Annotated in this window: 19 protein-coding genes; 14 read left to right on the top strand and 5 right to left on the bottom strand. The window is 58.5% G+C overall.

Annotated elements, in window-relative coordinates; translation table 11 throughout:
* Positions 1-104 precede the first annotated feature (104 nt).
* Entirely contained in the window at positions 105-2,630 is a 2,526-nt protein-coding gene (gene hrpB / locus CYD26_RS01780; RefSeq protein WP_102051685.1) for an ATP-dependent helicase HrpB, read from the top strand.
* 265 nt (positions 2,631-2,895) lie between these two features.
* On the opposite strand, the gene CYD26_RS01775 is transcribed toward hrpB, so the two are convergent.
* Positions 2,896-3,765 carry a LysR family transcriptional regulator gene (locus tag CYD26_RS01775; RefSeq protein WP_102051684.1) on the bottom strand — a complete coding sequence of 290 codons (870 nt, stop codon included), beginning with the start codon at positions 3,763-3,765 and terminating at the stop codon, positions 2,896-2,898.
* 150 nt (positions 3,766-3,915) lie between these two features.
* On the opposite strand from CYD26_RS01775, the gene CYD26_RS25390 reads away from it, so the two are divergent.
* From CYD26_RS25390 to CYD26_RS01765, 3 genes are all read left to right on the top strand, one after another.
* A complete protein-coding gene (locus tag CYD26_RS25390) occupies positions 3,916-4,242 on the top strand; it encodes a hypothetical protein (RefSeq protein ID WP_256587932.1) in 327 nt (108 codons plus the stop codon).
* A 39-nt stretch (positions 4,243-4,281) separates the two neighbouring features.
* Positions 4,282-4,890 (top strand): hypothetical protein, encoded by a 609-nt coding sequence (locus CYD26_RS25385; protein ID WP_256587931.1) that lies wholly within the window; start codon positions 4,282-4,284, stop codon positions 4,888-4,890.
* Between the two features lie 242 nt (positions 4,891-5,132).
* Entirely contained in the window at positions 5,133-5,900 is a 768-nt protein-coding gene (locus CYD26_RS01765) for a TSUP family transporter (RefSeq protein WP_102051683.1), read from the top strand.
* 123 nt (positions 5,901-6,023) lie between these two features.
* On the opposite strand, the gene CYD26_RS01760 is transcribed toward CYD26_RS01765, so the two are convergent.
* Entirely contained in the window at positions 6,024-7,103 is a 1,080-nt protein-coding gene (locus tag CYD26_RS01760) for an endonuclease/exonuclease/phosphatase family protein (RefSeq protein WP_102051682.1), read from the bottom strand.
* A 239-nt stretch (positions 7,104-7,342) separates the two neighbouring features.
* Here CYD26_RS01760 and CYD26_RS01755 point away from each other — a divergent pair, with 239 nt between their 5' ends.
* The 3 genes from CYD26_RS01755 to CYD26_RS01745 all read left to right on the top strand — a co-directional run bounded on the left by CYD26_RS01755 (position 7,343) and on the right by CYD26_RS01745 (position 9,291).
* Positions 7,343-8,092: a DUF2076 domain-containing protein gene (locus CYD26_RS01755; RefSeq protein ID WP_102051681.1), complete on the top strand. Its 750-nt coding sequence runs from the start codon at positions 7,343-7,345 to the stop codon at positions 8,090-8,092.
* A 94-nt stretch (positions 8,093-8,186) separates the two neighbouring features.
* Positions 8,187-8,666 carry an NYN domain-containing protein gene (locus CYD26_RS01750; RefSeq protein ID WP_099775881.1) on the top strand — a complete coding sequence of 160 codons (480 nt, stop codon included), beginning with the start codon at positions 8,187-8,189 and terminating at the stop codon, positions 8,664-8,666.
* Positions 8,667-8,685: 19 nt separating this feature from the next.
* On the top strand, positions 8,686-9,291 hold the full coding sequence (locus CYD26_RS01745; protein ID WP_065760937.1) for a PolC-type DNA polymerase III: 606 nt from the start codon (positions 8,686-8,688) through the stop codon (positions 9,289-9,291).
* Here the strand turns inward: CYD26_RS01745 and CYD26_RS01740 are convergent.
* Positions 9,288-9,746 (bottom strand): Lrp/AsnC family transcriptional regulator, encoded by a 459-nt coding sequence (locus CYD26_RS01740; protein ID WP_102051680.1) that lies wholly within the window; start codon positions 9,744-9,746, stop codon positions 9,288-9,290. The genes CYD26_RS01745 and CYD26_RS01740 overlap by 4 nt on opposite strands.
* 149 nt (positions 9,747-9,895) lie before the next feature.
* On the opposite strand from CYD26_RS01740, the gene yedA reads away from it, so the two are divergent.
* Positions 9,896-10,828 carry a drug/metabolite exporter YedA gene (gene yedA / locus CYD26_RS01735; protein ID WP_099775879.1) on the top strand — a complete coding sequence of 311 codons (933 nt, stop codon included), beginning with the start codon at positions 9,896-9,898 and terminating at the stop codon, positions 10,826-10,828.
* A gap of 98 nt (positions 10,829-10,926) precedes the next feature.
* Positions 10,927-12,258, top strand: a complete 1,332-nt coding sequence (locus CYD26_RS01730) for a DEAD/DEAH box helicase (RefSeq protein ID WP_102051732.1) — start codon at positions 10,927-10,929, stop codon at positions 12,256-12,258.
* Positions 12,259-12,307: 49 nt separating this feature from the next.
* On the opposite strand, the gene CYD26_RS01725 is transcribed toward CYD26_RS01730, so the two are convergent.
* Positions 12,308-13,546, bottom strand: a complete 1,239-nt coding sequence (locus tag CYD26_RS01725) for a TIGR03862 family flavoprotein (protein WP_256587930.1) — start codon at positions 13,544-13,546, stop codon at positions 12,308-12,310.
* Positions 13,547-13,695: 149 nt separating this feature from the next.
* Complete coding sequence (locus tag CYD26_RS01720; protein ID WP_102051678.1) at positions 13,696-14,607, bottom strand: histone deacetylase; 912 nt, start codon at positions 14,605-14,607, stop codon at positions 13,696-13,698.
* Between the two features lie 96 nt (positions 14,608-14,703).
* Between CYD26_RS01720 and CYD26_RS01715 the strand changes: the two genes are divergently transcribed.
* The 5 genes from CYD26_RS01715 (at position 14,704) to CYD26_RS01695 (ending at position 20,356) form a co-directional block, all read left to right on the top strand.
* Complete coding sequence (locus CYD26_RS01715; protein WP_065760941.1) at positions 14,704-15,273, top strand: GNAT family N-acetyltransferase; 570 nt, start codon at positions 14,704-14,706, stop codon at positions 15,271-15,273.
* Between the two features lie 75 nt (positions 15,274-15,348).
* Entirely contained in the window at positions 15,349-16,218 is an 870-nt protein-coding gene (gene tesB / locus CYD26_RS01710; RefSeq protein WP_065760942.1) for an acyl-CoA thioesterase II, read from the top strand.
* Positions 16,215-16,814 carry an HAD family hydrolase gene (locus CYD26_RS01705; RefSeq protein ID WP_102051677.1) on the top strand — a complete coding sequence of 200 codons (600 nt, stop codon included), beginning with the start codon at positions 16,215-16,217 and terminating at the stop codon, positions 16,812-16,814. Before tesB ends, CYD26_RS01705 begins: the two co-directional genes overlap by 4 nt.
* A gap of 316 nt (positions 16,815-17,130) precedes the next feature.
* Positions 17,131-18,387, top strand: coding sequence for an amino acid permease (locus CYD26_RS01700; protein WP_065760944.1), 1,257 nt, complete (start codon positions 17,131-17,133; stop codon positions 18,385-18,387).
* Positions 18,388-18,799: 412 nt separating this feature from the next.
* The gene (locus tag CYD26_RS01695; protein WP_065760945.1) at positions 18,800-20,356 is read left to right on the top strand and encodes a methyl-accepting chemotaxis protein; all 1,557 of its coding nucleotides are present in this window, start codon (positions 18,800-18,802) and stop codon (positions 20,354-20,356) included.
* The last annotated feature ends 216 nt before the right edge of the window (positions 20,357-20,572 follow it).

The following is a 20,572-nucleotide window of genomic DNA, read 5'->3' as shown; positions in this document are numbered from 1 at the left end:
TTGAGGTTACAAAGGAGCAGGCAGTGCACCTGCAACTGCTGATCAGACCATGATAAGGCATCCTAGGTTCGCCGTTATACTCGGCCCATTGTTTGAGGGCCACCATGATTTCATTACCGATCGACAACGTACTTCCCGCTCTGCGCCAAGCGCTGGGCCAACGCCATGAAGTGGTGCTGGAGGCGCCACCGGGCGCAGGCAAGACAACCCGCGTGCCACTGGCGTTGCTGAACGAGCCTTGGCTGGCCGGGCAGCGGATCCTGATGCTTGAGCCGCGCCGCCTGGCCGCACGTGCCGCAGCGGAGCGACTGGCCAGTGAGTTGGGGGAATCGGTCGGCGAAACGGTGGGCTATCGCATTCGCCTGGACAGTAAAGTCGGCCCGCGTACGCGTATTGAAGTCGTGACAGAGGGCATCCTGACGCGGCGCCTTCAGGAAGACCCTGCACTCGATGGCGTGGGCTTGTTGATCTTCGACGAGTTTCACGAGCGGAGTCTGGATGCGGATCTGGCCTTGGCCCTCAGTCTCAATGGGCGTGACCTGCTACGCGACGAGCCGCCGCTGAAGATCATGCTGATGTCGGCGACGCTGGAAGGCGAGCGGCTGTCGGCGTTGCTCGGTGACGCGCCGGTGGTCAGCAGCGAAGGGCGCATGTACCCGGTCGGCGTGCGTTGGGGCAGGCCGTTCCAGCCCGGCGAGTTCATCGAGCCGCGCGTGGTCGATACGGTCCATCAGGCACTGGCCGACGAGCCGGGCAGTCTGCTGGTGTTCCTGCCGGGGCAGGCGGAAATTCGCCGTGTGCATGAATCGTTGCAGGCGTCGTTGGGTGGGCGGCAGGACATCCTGCTCTGCCCGCTACACGGTGAGCTCGAACTGAGTGCCCAGCGTGCAGCCATCGATGCGCCCGCGCCGGGCGTGCGCAAGGTGGTGTTGGCCACCAACATCGCCGAGACCAGCCTGACCATCGACGGTGTTCGGGTGGTCATTGATGCGGGGTTGGCACGGGTGCCTCGGTTCGACCCTGGCAGTGGCATGACGCGTCTGGACACCCAGCGAATTTCCCGCGCCAGTGCTACCCAGCGGGCGGGCCGGGCCGGGCGTCTTGAACCAGGCGTGTGCTACCGGCTTTGGTCCGAAGCGCAACATGATCAGTTGGCGGCATACGCCAGTGCGGAAATACTCCAGGCCGATCTGGCCGGGCTAGCGCTGCAGCTGACCCGCTGGGGTGTGACGCCGGGGCAATTGAGCTGGCTCGATCAACCCCCAGCGGCGGCCTATGCACAGGCCCAGGACCTGTTACTGCGGCTCGGCGCGCTCAAGCCCGGGCAACTGCTCAGCCTGACTGCCCATGGCCAGGCAATGGCTGAATTGCCGGCGCATCCACGTATTGCGCATTTGCTATTGCGTGGCCAGGCGCTTGGGTTGGCCGAGATGGCCTGCGATGTTGCGGCCCTGCTGGGTGAGCGCGACATTCTGCGCGGTGCGGGCGCCGACCTGCATAGCCGTTTGACCCTGCTCAGTGGTGAAACCCGTGCTTCCCGTGGTGGGCAGGGTGGTGTTCAGCGCGCGCGGCAATTGGCCCGGCAGTACCGTGGCTACTTGCGAGGTAAAGCATCGAGCGCAGTGCCAGACCCTGAGCATCCTCGCTGGCTTGGCGCGTTGCTGGCCTTGGCTTATCCAGACCGTGTTGCACAGCAGCGCCGTGCCGGGGGCGCGGAGTACCGGCTGGCCAATGGGCGAGCGGCCCTGTTTGGTGAGGTCGATGCGCTGATGAAGGCCCCGTGGTTGGTGGTTGCTGATCTGGGCAGTCGTCAGGGCCAGCGTGAGGAGCGTATCTACCTGGCGGCTGAGTTCGACCCGGCGCTGTTCGATGGGGTGCTGGCCGAGCAGGTCGAGCGCCTCGATGTGCTCGACTGGGATGAGCGTGAAGGCGTGCTGCGTGCCGAGCGCCAGCGTAAGGTCGGGGAACTGATTTTGGCGCGCGAGCCGCTGACCGGCCTGGATGATGACGCCCGTGCCCGCGCATTGCTTGACTTGGTTCGGCGCAAGGGGCTGGAGTTGCTGCCGTGGACGCCGGAGTTGCGCCAATGGCAGGCCCGGGTGGCGTTGCTGCGTCAGCTGGACCTGGCCACAGGGTGCGACAGTGAATGGCCGGACCTGAGTGATGCGGCGTTGTTGGCGGGCCTTGAGCAGTGGTTGCAGCCTTATCTGGGCAAGGTCACGCGCTTGAGCCATTTCGCCCAGCTCGACCTCTCTTCAATTGTCCGCAACCTGTTGCCCTGGCCGTTGCCGCAACGCCTGGACGAGTGGGCTCCGATGCACCTGAGTGTGCCGTCGGGTTCCAGTATTCGTCTGGATTACAGCGAGCATCCACCGATCCTTGCTGTGCGCCTGCAGGAGTTGTTCGGCCTGGCGGAAACGCCGCGTATTGCTCAGGGCCGCCTACAGGTCAAGCTGCACCTGCTGTCGCCTGCGCGTCGACCTGTGCAGGTCACTCAAGATCTGGCCAACTTCTGGCGCAGCACGTACAGCGAGGTCAAAAAAGACCTGAAGGGCCGTTACCCCAAGCACTATTGGCCCGATGACCCATTGGTAGCGGAAGCCACGGCGCGAGCCAAACCGCGCAAATAGTCAAGGCGCTACCGGCAGCAGCAGGCGAGCCATTGTGTCGCGAAATCAGGGGGGGGGCGCTGCTAAGCGAAGCGGACGGCCACACTGGGCATGACGATAATTGCACGTCATGCATCATGTCTTGCACGGTCGTAGACGCTGAGCATGCTGGGAAGTCCACTGTACGGAAGCATGGAGATCTCATTCGCGTCGTTGATGCAGGCCGCACAAACAAAAAAGCCCTAGAAGATTTTCCAGGGCCTTTTGAATGTTGAAATTTATAAAATCAAATGCCTTTGAACTCATCTTGTAGCAGTTCCGAAAATGCATCTTTTGCACGATGAAAACCTGTGTTCTTGTTCCAGATGAAATAATTTTGTATGGGGGTCAATTGGCTGAATGTGTACCCGCTTATATTGCCAATTCTCTTGAATTGTTCAAATACCCCTGTAGGAACCAGCGAAACGCCTGCGCCGGAACTTACGCAGCCGAGAATAGTGCCGTAACTGGCTATATTCGTGATGGTAATGGGTACCCGGTGTTCATTTAGCCAGCGCTCCAGTGATTGCCTGTAGGGGCATCCTTCCGGCCACATAAATATATTTTTTCCATTTAGGTCTTGTGGTTTTGTTATTGTTCCAATCGTTGGTGAGGCAATTAATACAAGCGATTCTTTATATATTTCGATGTGTTCAATGTCAGGGTGCTCGCTATTGACTGCGATGATTGCACCGTCCAGCTTATGGTCGGCGACATCGGTTACTAATTGTGACCAAGTCCCTGTGCTGAACTGCATTTTTACCGCGGGATAGTGATGGTGGAATCTTGAGAGCAGCGTGGGCAACCGACCCATCGCAGCCGATTCGATTGCACCAATTCTTAATGTTCCAGAGGGCGCAGACTCAGGGGCAAGCGCCCTGCGAGACTCCTGACACAAGGCCAGAATTTTATTTGTGTAGCCTAGGAATAATGCACCCGAAGGGCTAATGACAAGCCCCCTGCCTTTTCGTATAAAAAGTGATACGCCTAGTTCTTTTTCTAAGAGTTTTATTCTGTTTGTGATGTTTGATGGGACGCAGTGTAGCAATTCAGATGCTCGAATGATGCTGCCTTGCTCAGCAACTAATTTAAACATAGTTAATTGTGAGAGTTCCATTGGCGCATTGCTCACTTATAGTGAATGAATGCGTAATTATAAGTTACTTGTTGTTCGTGGAACAAGTAATTTAGTGTGTGGAATGCTAGTGCTAGGCGTGAGGCTTCAGTACTAGGAATCCGGTAAGCCCTTAAGGATAAAGGCGAAATCATGAACTCAGTATCATTGCAGTGTCGCTCCGAGATGTTTGAAGAATCTACCTCTATGCAAGCATTTGGTGAGATGTTTATCGAGGCTTTACCCAAACATGTAGTCGGTTTGAGAATACCCGGTCGATTAATAACGGATGGCTTTCGGAGGGCGCCTCTATTTGCGCAGATTGAGCAGGTACCTGAAATTCAGAGTGCAATGCACGAGGTGCTTTGCCATTCGATCACGCAAGAGGCTCAGTCCTGTGCTGAGCGTGCATTCAGAGCTTTCCTCAAAAAGGATAAGGCGGATACGGGTGTCTTGAAATTTTTCAATGGATGGAATTAAACGCACAAAACTACGAGTTTGGTATCGGCTAAAATTATCATGCGTTTATCAGCAGATGTTCTATCCGTTCCTGTCGAAAAACAAATGCATTATAACAACGTCATGGCACACATGTATGAGGTCGCAAAAGATGATTTTGGCCTTGGGCATGAAGGGCATGATGGTATGTACGCCTATATGACGAACGCCTTTGGTGCGTCAGGCTGGGTGGAAAGTCAATATGCTGTTGATGAGTGCAATGCGTTTTCCGAATTTCTCTACAATATTGGCGTGGCGGAGCATAAGTCTGCCATGAATTCTGCTGGGCATAGAAATTCCATTATGGATGCCATGATGGTCTCCATCGCTTCGGAGCTCTGGAATGGGCGTGAGTATAACTTTATTGCTCAGTTTATTGAAGGTAAGCTGCTTTCCGTTAGCCCATCATTAAGTAGCGATGCTAAAGCGCTGCGTAATGCGAAAGGCTATGTCATGGGGCATTCTGGTGAAGTAGAAAACAAACATGGTCTGCATGCTTTGGCCGCAACGCAAGTTTTTGGTCGTACGGTAGACTTAATGTTTGATGCTGATCGGCTCAAGTGCGTAATGCTTGATTATAATAAACGTGTTGGAAGAGCTTTCCGCTCTCTGCATGAGGCGTTGACGTAATAAGTCATGGGCGCTGAAGCGGTTGTTTTGAGCATTTTATATGCTCCAGCTGCTCAGCGCTAAGTAAGCTGCATCGCATGGGTGCTGGCGTAACGATATCTGGTAAAACTCAGAATGACTTCAATGCACGCACGGCGCGTTGGTCGGCGTGTCTAGGGCACCCTGTTGTTCGCCTTGGTATTACGAAATTAAGGAACGATCATGATGCTTGGTCAACCTCAAGCCCTGGTAGGAGGCGCGTTATGAGTTTTGAGTACGCCATGATTACATTGGGTTTTTTTGCTTTTTGTGGGGGTTTAATTGATGCCGCAGTGGGTGGGGGCGGGCTTGTACAAGTACCCGCACTCTTGCATGTATTGCCTAATTATAGTTTGGCTACCGTTTTCGGTACCAATAAGCTTGCTGTTTTTGCTGGCAATATTTTTTCCATTTTTAGCTATGTAAAAAGAATAAAAATCGTATGGAAGCTTATGCTTCCAACCGTGATTTCAGCATTCGTGTTTGCATTTTTAGGTGCTTTTTCTGTGTCGCTAGTCCCGAAGGCACTTATGGAGTATGTTGTTTTTTTTGTTCTGGTGATGATGGCTATTTATACTTTTGCAAAAAAAGATTTAGGGCGCTTCCACTCAAATACTCCCTGTGGAGTTAAAGAGATTTTTTTGGGTATTTTTTTTGGTGGATTAATTGGCTTCTATGATGGGGTGTTTGGCCCTGGTAGTGGCAGCCTCTTGCTTTTTACTTTTGTCAAATACTTTGGTTTTGATTTTTTGAATGCATCTGCTTCGGCGAAGCTTGTTAATTTGGGGACATTCAGCGCAGCGCTACTTTTTTTTATACCGTCAGGTCATGTGCTATGGACGATTGGTGGGGTGGTGAGCGTATGTAATATTGCAGGCTCTCTCACGGGTGCTTTTTTGGCGTTGCGTTATGGAAGTGGTTTCATTCGAATCTTCTTTCTACTCTTACTGTTATTCCTTATCGGGAGGATGGGGGTGTCAATATTTTTATAACTGGATCCAGCGCCGCTGTAGTTCATCGTTATCGCTAGGATGACTGACTATTTTGCATCGGGTTTTCGGCCCGATGACCCATTGGTAGCTGAAGCCACGGCGCGAGCCAAACCGCGCAAATAGTCAAGGCGCTACCGGCAGCAGCAGGCGAGCGCTCACAGGGAGGTGGTCGGAGATTTCCAGGGTGTCCTGCTGCAGCACCTGTGCGCTTACACGCGTGAGCTTGGGGCTGTGGAACAGGTAGTCGAGGGTTCGGTCCGGAGCGCTCACATTGGGGTCGTTGGGATAATGGGTAAGCCAGCGGGCGCGATCCGCACCGCTGGCCTCGGCATTGCTGGGGATCATGGGGTACGTGTCCCAGAGCAGGTGCAGGTCGCTGTCAGCCGCGTACAAGCCGCGTTGCTGGGGCGTGAGGCGCCGGTACTGTCCGAGTGGCAGCATGTTGAAATCCCCTCCAATCAACCATGCCGCGCCTTGGCGTTCCAGGCTGCCAAGTTGTTTAACCAGCGCCTGAACCTGTTGGCGCTGAACATCACTCTGCGTTTCATAGTGCGCCAGGCGGGTGTTGAGCACCGCCAATTGGCCGCCGTCACGCAGTGGCAGGTAACTGGCCAGCACCGCGTGCTGGGGCTGGAGCAGGCGACTCAGTGCATTGCTCGCGGTTGTCGGCAGTTGCAGGCGTTGAGCCTTGCTGATCGGGTAACGGCTCAGGGTTGCCAGGCTGCGGCCAACACTGCCGAAAACATGCCAGTCCGGGACAAACTCCGCTTTCCAGTCGTAGGCCTGTACCGCACACGGATAGAGGTCTACCAGGCGTTCACGCAACAACGCCAGTTGATCGTAATAGCCCGTGGCCTTGGCATTGTTGTCCAGTTCCTGGAGCAGAACGATATCGGGTTGTTCGGCACGAATCACGCGGGCTACCTCGTCGAGGTTATGCGCGAGGTCTTCAGCGGTGGGCCGTGTATCGCTGCCGCGTCCTTCGTCGTACCAGAAGACGTAGCGCTTGCCGGCCAGATACTGCACGTTCCAGGTCATGACCTTGAGTGCCTGACCAGGCACCAGCGGCGTGCTGCTGGCCGTACAACTGACGGGCAGGTCTTCGCGGGGGGCAGGTTGCCAGCTCAGGTGTGAGGCCAGCGTCCAGAGCAGGGCAATGGTCAGTAACAGCGTCAGCAGGGTATTGCGCAGTAATCGGATCATCGGCGCGGCTTGGCGGGTTCCGGGTGATGCCTGAGCATACCCTAGCTACGGGGTCTCTACCGTTGGTCAGAAAGAAATACCGTGCGGTGAAGCGAACGTGGGGTAGATTCTTTAGTCCATATCGCATCCCCGAGGGCCATTGACCTGAAAAAAGTTTCATCCTTCAGGTGCATTGAATCACTGGCCGCGGCCCCTATTTTCAGTGAGTCTGTTTCTCCAGTTATCCAACGAGGTTGTTCATGAACAGCGAAGAGCAAGCCCTGATCGATGGCCTGTTTGCCAAGCTCAAGCAGGCTGAGGCCACGTCTGCGCCACGAGACGCCCAGGCTCAAGCGCGTATCGCCGAGCACCTGCAGCAGCAGAGTGCGGCCCCGTACTACATGACTCAGGCAATTCTGGTTCAGGAGGCTGCCATCAAGCGCCTCGACGAACAGAACAAGCAACTGCAAGCCGAACTCACCCAGGCGAAGGCTCAAGTCGCGGCGACGACCCAAAGCAGCGGTGGGTTTCTGTCCGGCATCTTCGGCAGCGGCACTCGACAGCCTCAACCTCAACCGGTTGCCAGTCAGCCAGTCTCGCCTCCGCCCACCAGCACTGGCGGTTGGCGCGAGCCGGCTCCGGCCAGTTCGTTCAACGCACCGGGCGTCGCGCCGCAACCGCAAGCGTATGCACAGCCTGCTGCTGCGCCAGCCCGTGGCGGTGCCAGCAGTTTCCTGGGTGGTGCCTTGCAAACCGCCGCTGGCGTTGCCGGTGGGGTGATGCTCGCACAAGGCATCAGCAGCCTGTTCAATCATCACTCGCAGCCTGAAACCGTTACCGAGGTGATCAAGGAAGAACCGGCACCGGCCAGCGACAGCGGCTGGGGAAGCAATGATGAGCAGCGCTTGACCGCCGACAATAGCGGTTATGGCAATGATCAGGGCGGCTTCATGGGCACCGACTACAGCGACGATGGCGGCTTCTTCAGCGACGACGACTCCTACGTCTGAGCCGCGAGTACCCGCATTCGCCCTGGGGCTGGCATACTGTGCGCCGAAACGGCTGACACAGGTGGCCGGTCCCTGGGCGTAATGAGGAAGTACGGTGAAGAAAATCGCAGTGTTCGCCGATGTGCAGAACCTCTACTACACCGTGCGCCAGGCCTATGGCTGTCACTTCAACTATGCCGCGTTCTGGGCTGATGTCAGCCAACACGGGCAGATCGTCGAGGCCGTTGCCTATGCCATCGACCGTGGTGACAGCAAGCAACAGCAGTTTCAGCAGATCCTGCGCAACCTCGGTTTTACGGTCAAACTCAAGCCTTATATCCAGCGCAGCGATGGCTCGGCCAAGGGCGATTGGGATGTGGGCATCACCCTGGATGTGATGGATGCTGCCGCACGGGTTGATGAAGTGGTACTCGCCTCGGGCGATGGTGACTTCGACCTGCTGCTTGAACGCATTATCAGCCGTCATGGGGTCGAAGCGGTCGCTTATGGCGTGCCGGGGCTCACCGCCAATTCACTGATCCGCGCCGCCAGTCGCTACGTGCCCATCGAAGGCGAGTTGCTGCTCAAGCATTGAGTTCAAACCAGAGGTTCTTGTGGAACGTATCGCTGTCATCGACTTTGAAACCACCGGTATTTCTCCGGGCCCCGGTTGCCGCGCCACCGAGGTGGCCGTGGTCATGCTTGAAGACGGGCGTATTGTCGAGCGTTACCAGAGCCTGATGAATGCCGGGCTTGCGGTGCCTGCCTTTGTCGCCGGGCTGACCGGTATCACCACTGCCATGCTGCGCAGTGCGCCGCCGGTCGCCAAGGTCATGAACGAGGTCGCTGAGTTTGTGGGCGACACGCCATTGCTGGCGCACAACGCGGCCTTCGACCAGAAGTTCTGGGATTACGAGCTGGCACAGATCAACCGTCAGCGTACCCAGCACTTTGCCTGCTCGATGTTGCTGTCCCGACGCCTGCTGCCAGCCGCGCCGAACCACAAACTGGGCACCCTGACCCGCTGGGCTGGCTTGCCGGACACCGGTACCGCTCACCGGGCCATGGCCGACGCCGAGATGGCTGCCAACCTGGCTCAGCACCTGGCCGATGAGTTGCGTTTGCGCCACGGCGTGAGTGCAGTCTCGCACCCGTTGTTCTGCAGTTTGCAGAAAGTACCCGCGGCGAAAATCGCCGAAACGCTCAAGCGCTATCGCTAGGCTTTTTTCGCCGGGTTATCCAGCTGCCCCAAGGGCACGCGCCGTTCGACCGCACTCGAGAGAATGATCGAGGTCTTGCTGAAGCCGAACTGGGCAACCCGGTTGATCAGGTCTTCCAGTTCCGGCATCGAGCCGACAGCCGCCTGCATGATCACGCAGGGATCGCCCGTGACCCGGTGGCACTCGGTGAGCTGAGGGATCTGCGTCAGCGCCTCGTAGGCCTGTTGATTGCCGTGGCTGGCCAAGCGCAGTTCGATCACGCACTGGATAGGCAGGCCTATCTTGCTCATGTCGACCTTGGCTTGATAGCCGGTTATTACCCCGCTGGCTTCCAGTTTGGCCACCCGCTCGGCGACCGCCGGTGCCGACAGGTTAACCTTGCGGGCCAACTGAGCGAAGGACGCGCGGCCATTTTCCAGCAGCGCGGCGAGGAGCATCCGATCGTATTTATCCATGGTGCGAGAGATCTTTTGAAAAGAAGGTTATGGGCCTGAACAACCTTTGTTTAGAAACTGTTACGGCACTATAAACAGGTTTTGTAGCTTAAGTTTAGTGGGGCTGCTTTCTAAACTAATCCCCTTACTTACTCGATTTCGAGCCTGCCATGCCTGCCTCTCGTCGCTTTCCACTGTTATTGATCGGTGCCTTCCTCGCGTTGTATCTGGTCTGGGGCTCGACGTACCTGGTGATTCGCATCGGTGTGGAGTCCTGGCCGCCGTTGTTGATGGCGGGGGTGCGTTTCATGATTGCCGGTACCTTGCTTTATGCGTTCCTGCGCTGGCGTGGGGTGCCCGCACCGACCTGGCCGCAATGGCGCGCGGCCGGAGCGATCGGCGTATTGCTGCTCAGTTGCGGTAACGGCGGCGTAACGGTCGCCGAGCATGCCGGGGTCGCCTCCGGGGTTGCGGCCTTGGCGGTTGCGACCGTGCCATTGTTCACACTGTTGTTTGGCCTGTTGTGGGGGCAGCGCAACACGCGTCTGGAGTGGGCAGGGATTCTTCTCGGGTTGCTGGGTATCGGTTTGCTTAACCTGGGTTCTAACCTTCAAGCGAGCCCGCTGGGTGCGGCCCTGATTCTGTTTGCGGCAGCCTCCTGGGCATTTGGTTCAGTGTGGAGCAAAAGCCTGCCACTGCCTCAGGGGCCGATGGCCAGTGCGGCGGAAATGCTGGTGGGCGGCCTGGTGTTGCTGCTGGGTAGCGCACTCAGCGGTGAGCGCATGACGCAGATGCCGACCGCTGCGGGTTGGGGAGCATTGGCCTACCTGGTGTTTTTCGGCTCGATCCTGGCCTTTAGCGCGTACATGTACTTGCTCAAGCATGTGCGCCCGGCAGCGGCCACCAGCTACGCCTACGTCAACCCGGCAGTGGCGGTGCTGCTGGGCATTGTCTTCGCGGGCGAGCAGATTGGCTTCGAGGAGTGTCTGGCCATGGCGGTGATCATTGGTGCCGTCGTGCTGATTGGTGTTCCACAGTGGCGTAAGCCGAGTGCCGCCAGCGTTCCGGCTGTCGAGGTGGGCAAGGAAGCGTTTTCCAAGTAAAGGGGGCGTTGTGGCAGTTTTGAGAACGGCGTGCTGCATGCCGGGGCGTCGAACAAGGTAAACTGCCGCCATTGCTGAATTCCCCTGACGGTATTGCCATGACATTCGCCAAACTTGGCCTGATTGAACCTTTGCTGCGCGCGCTTGAGCGCCTCGACTACCACTCGCCGACGCCGATTCAGGCGCAAGCCATTCCGGCAGTGCTGGCCGGGCGCGACCTGATGGCGGCCGCCCAGACCGGTACCGGCAAAACGGCCGGGTTTGCCTTGCCGCTGCTGCAGCGCCTGACGATGGAAGGTGCCAAGGTTGCCAGCAACTCGGTGCGTGCGCTGGTGCTGGTGCCGACGCGTGAACTGGCCGAGCAGGTTCACCGCAATATCCAGGACTATGCCGAGCACCTGCCGCTCAGCACCTATGCGGTGTACGGCGGGGTGAGCATCAACCCGCAGATGATGAAGCTGCGCAAAGGCGTCGACCTGCTGGTTGCAACGCCCGGGCGCCTGTTGGACCTGTTCCGGCAGAATGCACTGAAGTTCAATCAGCTTCAGGCGCTGGTGCTGGATGAGGCCGATCGCATGCTTGATCTGGGCTTCTCCGAGGAGCTGCGGGCGATTTATGCCGTGTTGCCTAACCGTCGCCAGACCCTACTGTTCTCGGCCACCTTCTCCGACGAGATTCGCCTGCTGGGCGGGCAGATGCTCAATGAACCGCTGAGCATCGAAGTCAGTCCGCGTAACGTTGCGGCAAGCACGGTCAAACAGTGGATTGTCCCTGTGGACAAGAAGCGCAAGCCAGAGTTGTTCATCCACCTGATGCGCAAGCAGCGCTGGAAGCAGGTGCTGGTGTTTGCCAAGACCCGCAATGGTGTCGATCAACTGGTGGAGCGCCTGCGCGGTCAAGGTGTGAATGCCGACGGTATTCACGGCGACCGTCCACAGGCGACACGCCAGCGCGCACTGGACAGCTTCAAGGCCAACGAAATCCAGATCCTGGTGGCGACAGATGTGGCCGCCCGTGGCCTGGATATCGACGACCTGCCGCTGGTGGTGAACTTCGACCTGCCGATCGTGGCTGAGGACTACATTCACCGCATTGGCCGTACCGGTCGTGCTGGCAACACCGGTGAAGCGATCTCGCTGGTGTGTGCTGATGAAGTGCAACTGCTCTCGGCCATTGAAACCCTGACCCGCAAGACCCTGCCGCGTCACGAAGAGCCGGATTTCGCGCCAGAGCACCGGGTACCGGTGACCGACGCCACTGGGCAGATCCTGAAAAAGCCGAAGAAACCGAAAAAGCCGAAAGAGGGTGGTGCCAAGCGCAGCCTTGGTCGTTGGCTGGACAGCGGTGAAACGCCTGCAGCTGCACCACAGGCCAAGCCTGTACGTAAGGTGCCGACCTTCAACACCGGCCCGCGCAAGCGCAAGCCGTAATCGCTCGGTCATCGTGTGCGTCGGCGTTGCCGACGCCTACACGTGTGGCTTATGAGTGCTTCAACCACTCCAGCATACCCAGCCCGGCCCGACGCCCACTGGCAAAGCAGGCGGTGAGCAGATAGCCACCGGTGGGCGCTTCCCAGTCCAGCATTTCCCCCGCGCAGAACACCCCAGGTAACTGGCGCAGCATCAAGTGTTCGTCCAGCGCTTCGAAGGTCACCCCACCGGCACTGCTGATGGCTTCGTCCAGTGGGCGAGGGCGCACCAGCGTGACCTGCAGCGCTTTGATCGCGCGAGCCAGTAGCAGCGGGTCGGCAAAGGTCGTTTGGTCGGTCAGCTCGCGCAACAGGGCGGCCTTGACCCCGTCCAGGCCCAACTGGCTGTGAAGGTGTTTGGCCATTGAGCGCGATCCACGGGGCTTGGCCAGTGCGGCGGCAATGTTATCCACAGGCTTGTTGGGCAACAGGTCCAGTAGCAGCGTGGCATGGCCGTTGCGGTTGATGGTCTCGCGGATCTGCGCCGACAAGGCATAGACCAGGCTGCCCTCAAGGCCGAGTTCAGTGACCACGCACTCGCCTAGGCGCGGCGCTTGGCCTGGCAGGCTCATGGCGATGTTTTTCAGTGGTGCACCAGCAAACTTCTCTTTCAACAGCGCGCTCCAGGCCTCGACCTCGAAGCCGCTGTTGGCCGCCTGTAGCGGCGCCGTTTCGATGCCGCGCGCTTTCAGCAAGGGCAACCAGGCGCCGTCTGATCCAAGCCGTGCCCAACTGCCGCCACCGAGAGCCAGCAACACCGCATCCGGTTTGAGCGATAGCTCACCCTGTGGGTAACTCATGCGTAAGCTGCCTTCGCTCGTCCAGCCGAGCCAGCGGTGACGGGTGTGGATAACCACACCGCTGTCGCGTAAGCGCTTGAGCCAGGCGCGTAGCAGGGGCGCGGCTTTCATGTCGCGGGGGAACACCCGGCCGGAGCTGCCGATGAAGGTCTCGATGCCCAGGCCGTGAATCCACTGGCGCAGGGCGTCTGCGTCAAAGTCGTCGAGCAGCGCCTTGATCTCGTCGGCACGCTCGGCGTAGCGCGAGACAAAGGCCGGGTAGGGTTCTGAATGGGTAATGTTCATGCCGCCGACGCCGGCCAGCAGGAACTTGCGGCCCACCGAGGGCATGGCGTCGTAAAGGTCGACTGCAATCCCGGCCTGGCCGAGCACTTCGGCGGCCATCAGCCCAGCCGGGCCGCCCCCGATGATAGCGACGTGTGGGCGGTGCGGGTGAGAGGTCTCAGTCATGGTGGGCTGCAAGCGATTGAAAAGAGCCGGCATTCTACCTGAGGCGGGGGCCGGGAAACACTGTACAAAAAATGATCGGCATTCTGCAGGCCACGCCGATCAAGGGCTGGGCTGGCTTTCACTCAGGTTATCCACAGGCGGCTCCACAGTCATTGTGGGTAAAGTACCCGGTGTGCGCTGTGGTGCAGAATGCCGTGGCGCCGTGCCAGGGCCTGGCGATCCTTGCTGTAGCCGCCGCCAATCAGGCCAACCACCGGGATATCACGCCCCAGGCAATGGCGCAGTACGCATTCATCGCGGGCGGCAACCCCCGCGTCGGTCAGTTGCAGGTAGCCCAGGGCATCGTCCTTGTGGACATCGACCCCCGCGTCGTAAAGCACCAGGTCAGGCTGGTAGAGGGGCAGCAGGTAGTTCAGTGCGTCCTCGACCACCCTCAGGTAGTCGGCATCGCCCATGCCCCGAGGTAGCGGAATGTCCCAGTCACTCTGGGCCTTGCGCGCCGGGAAATTCTGCTCGCAGTGCAGTGAAACGGTGATGGCGTCCGGTGTGTCGTGAAGGATGTGTGCGGTGCCGTCGCCCTGGTGAACATCGCAATCGAAGATCAGGACGCGATGCACGCGGCCGGCTTCCAGCAGGTAACGGCTGATCACGGCCAGGTCGTTGAAAATGCAGAATCCGGCAGGATGGTCATAATGAGCATGATGGGTCCCTCCCGCCAGGTGGCAGGCGATACCGTGCTTAAGTGCCTGTTCGGCGGCCAGCAATGAGCCGCCGACCGCCCGTACGGTTCGACGTGCGAGTGCTTCGCTCCACGGCAAGCCAAGGCGGCGCTGGTCCTCTCGGGAAAGTGCGCCGTCCATGTAGCGCGCGATGTAGTCGCGATCATGGGCCAGCGCGAGAATCTCGTTTGGGCACAGCTCGGGGCGCAGCAGTGCCTGATCGGTAGTCAGCCCACTGTCGATCAGGTGGTCGCGCAACAGACGGAACTTGTCCATCGGAAAACGGTGCTCGGCGGGAAAGTCCGGGCTGTAGTCGTCATGGTAAATCAGGGGAAGGGGCATGGCAGCTTCGCGACGAGATCAAGCCTTGATCTTGCCAGTTGTGGGGGCTGCGGTGCCAGCGTTGTACAGGCATAGCGGTAGAGAGAGGAACAGGCCATGACCCCCATACTGGAGCTGGAAAGCGCGCGGCTGGTGTTGCGCCAATGGCAGGATGACGACTTGCGCGAGTTCGCTGCGATGTGTGCCGACCCCCAGGTAATGCGCTACTTCCCGGCGCCGCTGACGCGCCTGGAAAGCGCCGCGCTGATTGGGCGCCTGCGTGGTCATTTTGCGGAATACGGTTTTGGTTTGTGGGCGCTGGAGCGCAAGGACAGTGGTGCGTTTATCGGCATGACCGGCCTGCTCAACGTCAACTTCAATGCGGGCTTCGCTCCTGCGGTGGAAATCGGTTGGCGCTTGGCGCGGCGTCACTGGGGGCTAGGCTTTGCCAGTGAGGCGGCCTGGACCTGCCTACGCTGCGCGTTCGCACAGTTGGGGCTGGAGCAGGTGGTGTCATTTACCAGCGAAAGCAACCTGCCGTCGCAGAAAGTCATGCAGGCCATCGGCATGCAGGCTGACCCAGACAGCAACTTCGAGCACCCGAGAATTCCACCGGGGCATCCACTGCGCCCGCATGTTCTGTACCGGATCAATCGGACGCAATGGCAAACGACCCTGCGCGGGTGAATCACCGAACATAACGGCCAGCAATGACAAACCCTGTATCATTTGACCACTGGGCATTGCTTTGGAGAATCTCGAATGAGCCACGTGTTGGACGATCTGGTCGACCTGCTGAGTCTGGAAGCGATCGAGGAAAACCTGTTTCGTGGGCGTAGCCAAGACCTCGGCTTTCGTCAGTTGTATGGTGGCCAGGTACTCGGCCAGTCGCTTTCCGCCGCCACCCAGACCGTAGAAGAAGCACGCCATGTGCATTCGCTGCACGGTTACTTTCTGCGTCCAGGCGATGCGTCGATGCCGGTGGTGTACTCCGTGGACCGTGTACGTGATGGCGGCAGTTTCAGCACCCGGCGGGTAACGGCGATCCAGAAAGGGCAGCCCATCTTTACCTGCAGCGCTTCATTCCAGTACGACGAAGAAGGGTTCGAGCATCAGGCGCAGATGCCGGACGTGGTCGGCCCGGAAAACCTCCCGTCGGAAGTGGAAATTGCCGAACGTATGGCCGAGCACATACCGGAGCAACTGCGCGAAAAGCTGCTCTGCGCCAAGCCGATCGAAGTGCGCCCGGTGACCGAGAAAGACCCGTTCAACCCGCAGCCGGGTGACCCGATCAAGTACGCCTGGTTCCGTGCCGACGGCAACCTGGCTGACTCGCCGGCATTGCACAAATACATCCTCGCCTATGCGTCGGATTTTGGCCTGCTGACCACCTCGTTGATGCCGCATGGCAAATCGGTCTGGCACAAGGACATGCAACTGGCCAGCCTTGATCACGCCTTGTGGTTTCACGGCAACCTGCGCGCCGATGACTGGTTGCTGTACGCGATGGACAGCCCTTGGGCGGGCAATGCCCGTGGTTTTTCGCGCGGCAATATCTTCAACCGGGCTGGGCAACTGGTGGCATCGTCGTGCCAGGAAGGGCTGATTCGCCATCGCAAGGACTGGGCATGAACCTGCACCACATTCGTCATTGGGTGTTTGACATGGACGGCACCCTGACGGTCGCCGTGCACGATTTTGCCGCCATCCGCGAAGCGCTGGACATTCCCGCCGAAGACGACATCTTGACCCATCTGGCGGCCCTTCCGGCAGAGGAAGCCGCCGCCAAGCATGCCTGGTTGCTGGAACATGAGCGTGACCTGGCTATCGCATCGCGCCCGGCGACGGGGGCGGTTGAGCTGGTGCGTGAACTGGTCGCGCGCGACTGCCAGCTAGGCATCCTCACCCGTAATGCCCGTGAGCTGGCGCATGTCACGCTGGAGGCCATTGGCCTGGCGGACTGTTTCCCCGTGCAGAGTATTTTGGGCCGTGACGAAGCACCCCCCAAGCCGCATCCGGGAGGGTTGCTCAAGCTGGCCGAGGCCTGGGATGTCTCGCCGAACGAGATGGTCATGGTGGGGGACTACCGCTTTGACCTCGACTGCGGTCGTGCGGCAGGTACACGCACCATTCTGGTCAACCTGCCGGACAATCCCTGGCCAACGCTCACGGACTGGCATGCGGCGGATTGCCGGGCATTGCATGCGCTGTTGCGTACTGGCTTGTAGGTACAGCGCATCCGTTGTGTCGGCAAAAAGCGATCTGATTTCCTGAGTGTTCCCCTCGCTCCTGCAGCGCTCGTTTCGCCCGGCATATGTCGGGCGAAACGAGCTGCCCCTCAATGAAACCTCTCTATATCAAGTGTTACAGGCCGTGTCTGTGCATCGCGTTTCGCCTTATGTGGGGGTTATTTCAAACACCTTGTGTGATATTTTGCGCGCCGCTCTAGAAATCAAGACACAGAAGTCGTCTCACAAAGGCGAGTTCTGTGACGCACCAATTCAGGTGCATCCCGTATCAAATACGTAGTGAGTGTGATTGATCATGAGTACATCCCCTAACGTTGCCGCACGAGGCGCGGACCACGCCGAGGCGACTGAGTCCTCAGGCCTGGAGGTCAAACGGCTGACCTTCGTCGAGGCTGTGGCAATGATCGTGGGTACCAACATTGGTGCCGGTGTGTTGTCCATGGCCTATGCCAGTCGCAAGGCCGGCTACATGCCGCTGCTGCTGTGGTTGGCCGTGGCGGGCATATTCACCACCATCTCCATGTTGTATGTCTCGGAAACGGCGCTGCGTACCCGTAGCCATCACCAGCTCAGCGGCCTGGCTCAACGCTATGTCGGCTCGTTCGGTGCCTGGGCAATCTTTCTGTCGGTAGCGGTCAACAGTATTGGCGCATTGATCGCTTACATGAGTGGCAGCGGCAAGATTCTCAGCCAGTTCTTCGGTATCAGCCCTGCGCTGGGCAGCCTGTTGTTCTTCGCCCCTGCGGCGCTGGTGCTGTACTTGGGCTTGAAAGCCATTGGCAAGGGTGAAAAGTTCATCAGTATCGGTATGGTCTCGATGACCCTGGTGCTGGTCGTTGCAACGCTTGTTCATGAGAACACGAACTTCGCCAACCTGCTCGAAGGCGACTGGGTCTACATGATTCCGGTGTTCAACATTGCCGTGTTCTGCTTCTCGGCCCAGTACGTAGTGCCGGAAATGGCCCGTGGTTTCAGCCATGCGCCCAAGCGTCTGCCGGTGGCTGTCATTACTGGCATGGTGATCACCTTCGTGCTGCTGGCCATTGTGCCGATGTCGGTCATCTCGCTGAACGGTCTGGAAAACCAGACGGAAGTTGCGACCCTGGCCTGGGGGCAAGCGTTGGGCCAGTGGGCGTTCTACACCGCCAACACCTTTGCCCTGTGCGCGATGATGACCTCCTATTGGGGCCTGGGCGGTAGCTTCCTGACCAACATCTTCGACAAGTTCCCGAAGCTGGGCGCCGAGAGCCATCCAAAGAGCCGCCTGATGGTATTGGCCATCGTTTGCGTACCGCCATTCCTGCTGGCCTATAGCGGTATGGTGGGTTTCGTCAGTGCGTTGTACTTTGCCGGCGTATTCAGTGGTGTGATTCTGTCGATCATGCCGATCCTGATGCTGCGTTCGGCACGCAAATACGGTGACATCGAGCCTGCCTGGAAGTGCGGCTGGATCGCCCATCCTGCGCTGCAGTGCATGGTGGTGGTGCTGTACCTGTGCAGCATGCTGTATGCGATTTCCAGCGCGTTGGGTTGGTTGCCATCCGGCTGGTAAACACCTACGCAAACAACAAAGCCCGCTTCGTGCGGGCTTTGTTGTTTCTGGCCTCAAGGGCTGCAGGGTGTTGGTGAAAGGTTTCATCACCTGGCATTGAGCGTGACATGATTTTTGCCTCGACGGACATTCGACCAAAGCATCGAAGCGGCTGTCTGGCCTTCCGGTTGCTGGGTAAGCGCTGCTTGAGTCGTTGCGGGTGGCACGTAAAAAGCCCCGGGCAGCGTGGCCTGCAAGGCATCAGGCGTGGATTGACATGCCTTGTGGCGCTTAAAAAAATTCAGACGAACGGTCTATCCTGCGGGTTATAGCCGCCCTGGATGGTTTTCTCGGGGTTAAGCAGCAAAGCTTCTGGCCGATAGTCAGGTCACTACTTTTTCAATGTGCACCTGCATTTCTGCCTGGAGTCTTTATGTTCGGCTGGATCAGCAACATCCGTGTCAGCGCCAAATTGGGTTGGGGTTTTGGCCTGGTGTTGGGGCTTACGTTGTTACTGGCTATCACAGGGTGGTATGCGCTCAACACCCTTACCGAGCGTGGCGAGAAGGTCGAGAAGATTGCACTGGTCAGCGACTACACCAAAGACCTGCGTATTCAGCGTCTGCGTATGGGGAGCAACCTTCAAGCTGAAGGCTTGAGCCCTTTACAGCAGATTCTGGATAAATTGGCGGCCCACCTGGAAAACATCGAACATCATTTCGAAGCGCCCGCCGACCTGGACTTGATCCGCCAGCAGCGCCAGTCGGTCGATGAGTACCGGCAGATCCTGCAGGCGTTGAGCCAGCCCAACGCGGATACCGCGTCCTTGTTCAAACACATGGCGCAGTTGGGCGATGTGCTCATCAACACCACGCAGCAACTGATCCAGTCGCAAAATGCCAAGCGTGACAGCGATGCAGCGTCTGCCAAGGCCACGCTGAGTATCGTCACGGTACTGGCTATGCTGTTCGGTGTCCTGTCGGCCTGGGTCATTACCCGGCAGATCGTCAACCCGTTGCAGCATACCCTCCAGGTGGTGGAGCGCATTGCTCATGGCGATCTGAGCCAGGATGTGCACGTCAATCGGCGCGACGAGTTGGGCCAACTGCAGTCCCGGCTCGACCAGATGACCGTCAGCCTGCGTGAGTTGATCGATGGCATTCGCACCAGTGTGATCCGGGCGACCAGCGCAGCTGAAGAACTGTCAGCGGTGACCGAGCAAACCAGTGCCGGCGTGAACAGCCAGAAGGCCGAGACCGACCATGTCGCCACCGCCATGAACGAAATGACTGCTACCGTGCAGGATGTTGCACGCAACGCCGAAGAAGCCTCTGAAGCGGCCTCCATGGCCGACCAGCAAGCCAGCGAAGGTGAACGCGTCGTGGCCGAGGCCATTGAACAGATCGAGCGCCTTGCCCAGGAAGTGGGGCACTCGGCAGATGCCGTGGGCCATCTGAAGGAACAAAGCGACAAGATTGGCGGCGTGCTGGACGTGATCAAAGCAGTGGCCCAGCAGACCAACCTGCTGGCCCTGAACGCAGCGATCGAAGCCGCCCGTGCTGGTGAGGCCGGGCGTGGTTTTGCCGTCGTGGCTGATGAAGTCCGCCACCTGGCTTTGCGCACCCAGCAATCCACTGAGGAAATCGAATCCCTGGTCGCCGGCGTACAAAGCAGTACCCAAGCGGTTGCCGTGAGCATGGACAGCAGCCGGCAGATGAGCGAAAGCAGTGTGGAATCCACCCGGCGTGCAGTCACCGCGCTGGAGAACATCACCCGCACAGTCTCCACCATCCAACTGATGAACCAGCAGATTGCCACCGCGTCGGAACAGCAAAGCGCTGTGGCGGAGGAGATCAACCGCAGTGTGATCAACGTGCGCGACATCTCCGACCAGACGGCAAGCGCCTGTGAAGAGACCGCCTCGTCAAGCATCGAACTGGCACGGCTCGGTCATGAGCTGGAAGTGTTGGTGGGGCGTTTTAAGGTCTGAGCTGAGACAAACTTGTCTTAACGGGTACAAGAAAGGTACTTGCGGGGTTTGCTAAGTGCCTTTTCTGTTTTGTGTATTTGGTGGGTGCCAGGGTAATTTGAAACAAGTCGGTCTCTAACTATTTTTTATAATTAATAATTTATTGGTCAACTTGCTTGGAATACCAGTTGGAACGCAGCGTAGTCTGGATTCCGATGGGGGTGCTTTTTGAGCACT

Source organism: Pseudomonas sp. FFUP_PS_473 (assembly GCF_002858665.1).
GTDB lineage: Bacteria > Pseudomonadota > Gammaproteobacteria > Pseudomonadales > Pseudomonadaceae > Aquipseudomonas > Aquipseudomonas defluvii.
The sequence above is the reverse complement of the archived record's forward strand: the minus strand, read 5'-3'. Positions and strand labels throughout refer to the sequence as shown.

Bases quoted from the DNA above. Each gene is read 5' to 3' on its own strand.
- hrpB (WP_102051685.1), top strand. From the start codon at position 105: ATGATTTCATTACCGATCGACAACGTACTTCCCGCTCTGCGCCAAGCG.
- CYD26_RS01775 (WP_102051684.1), bottom strand. From the start codon at position 3,765: ATGGAACTCTCACAATTAACTATGTTTAAATTAGTTGCTGAGCAAGGC.
- CYD26_RS25390 (WP_256587932.1), top strand. From the start codon at position 3,916: ATGAACTCAGTATCATTGCAGTGTCGCTCCGAGATGTTTGAAGAATCT.
- CYD26_RS25385 (WP_256587931.1), top strand. From the start codon at position 4,282: ATGCGTTTATCAGCAGATGTTCTATCCGTTCCTGTCGAAAAACAAATG.
- CYD26_RS01765 (WP_102051683.1), top strand. From the start codon at position 5,133: ATGAGTTTTGAGTACGCCATGATTACATTGGGTTTTTTTGCTTTTTGT.
- CYD26_RS01760 (WP_102051682.1), bottom strand. From the start codon at position 7,103: ATGATCCGATTACTGCGCAATACCCTGCTGACGCTGTTACTGACCATT.
- CYD26_RS01755 (WP_102051681.1), top strand. From the start codon at position 7,343: ATGAACAGCGAAGAGCAAGCCCTGATCGATGGCCTGTTTGCCAAGCTC.
- CYD26_RS01740 (WP_102051680.1), bottom strand. From the start codon at position 9,746: ATGGATAAATACGATCGGATGCTCCTCGCCGCGCTGCTGGAAAATGGC.
- yedA (WP_099775879.1), top strand. From the start codon at position 9,896: ATGCCTGCCTCTCGTCGCTTTCCACTGTTATTGATCGGTGCCTTCCTC.
- CYD26_RS01730 (WP_102051732.1), top strand. From the start codon at position 10,927: ATGACATTCGCCAAACTTGGCCTGATTGAACCTTTGCTGCGCGCGCTT.
- CYD26_RS01725 (WP_256587930.1), bottom strand. From the start codon at position 13,546: ATGACTGAGACCTCTCACCCGCACCGCCCACACGTCGCTATCATCGGG.
- CYD26_RS01720 (WP_102051678.1), bottom strand. From the start codon at position 14,607: ATGCCCCTTCCCCTGATTTACCATGACGACTACAGCCCGGACTTTCCC.
- CYD26_RS01715 (WP_065760941.1), top strand. From the start codon at position 14,704: ATGACCCCCATACTGGAGCTGGAAAGCGCGCGGCTGGTGTTGCGCCAA.
- tesB (WP_065760942.1), top strand. From the start codon at position 15,349: ATGAGCCACGTGTTGGACGATCTGGTCGACCTGCTGAGTCTGGAAGCG.
- CYD26_RS01705 (WP_102051677.1), top strand. From the start codon at position 16,215: ATGAACCTGCACCACATTCGTCATTGGGTGTTTGACATGGACGGCACC.
- CYD26_RS01700 (WP_065760944.1), top strand. From the start codon at position 17,131: ATGAGTACATCCCCTAACGTTGCCGCACGAGGCGCGGACCACGCCGAG.
- CYD26_RS01695 (WP_065760945.1), top strand. From the start codon at position 18,800: ATGTTCGGCTGGATCAGCAACATCCGTGTCAGCGCCAAATTGGGTTGG.